This window comes from Pseudidiomarina salinarum (genome assembly GCF_000753715.1).
Classification (GTDB): domain Bacteria; phylum Pseudomonadota; class Gammaproteobacteria; order Enterobacterales; family Alteromonadaceae; genus Pseudidiomarina; species Pseudidiomarina salinarum.
Window position 1 is genome coordinate 1 of record NZ_JPER01000015.1, and the last position, 746, is coordinate 746.

The following is a 746-nucleotide window of genomic DNA, read 5'->3' on the forward strand; positions in this document are numbered from 1 at the left end:
GTGTCTTTGATACCAACGATTTCAACTTCATCACCAGTACGCACGATACCGCGCTCAACACGACCGGTTACAACAGTACCGCGGCCTGAGATTGAGAATACGTCTTCGATAGGCATGATGAATGGCTTATCGATGTCACGCTCTGGCTCTGGGATGTATGTATCCAGCGCTTCGGCCAGCTCGATGATTTTCTTCTCGTAAGCTTCGTCGCCTTCCAGTGCTTTCAGAGCTGAACCCTGAATAACTGGCAGGTCGTCGCCCGGGAAGTCGTATTCTGACAGAAGTTCACGAACTTCCATTTCAACCAGCTCTAACAGCTCTTCATCATCAACCATGTCACACTTGTTCATGAACACGATGATGTAAGGAACGCCGACCTGACGTGACAGCAGGATGTGCTCACGCGTCTGTGGCATTGGGCCGTCAGTGGCAGCTACTACCAGGATAGCGCCGTCCATCTGCGCCGCACCGGTGATCATGTTTTTGACATAGTCAGCGTGGCCTGGGCAGTCAACGTGGGCATAGTGACGTGCTGGAGTGTCATACTCAACGTGTGAAGTTGAGATGGTGATACCACGGGCTTTTTCTTCAGGCGCGTTATCGATTTGATCGAACGCACGTGCAGAACCACCGTAGGTTTTCGCCAGTACTGACGTGATTGCAGCAGTCAGAGTAGTTTTACCGTGGTCAACGTGGCCGATAGTACCGACGTTAACGTGCGGTTTGACGCGATTAAATTTTTCTTT

Annotated in this window: 1 protein-coding gene; it reads right to left on the reverse strand. The window is 51.1% G+C overall.

Translation table 11 applies throughout. From position 1 onward, the window contains the following. On the reverse strand, window positions 1-746 hold a 746-nt coding region (locus IDSA_RS11755), incomplete at both ends, for an elongation factor Tu (RefSeq protein ID WP_034777303.1).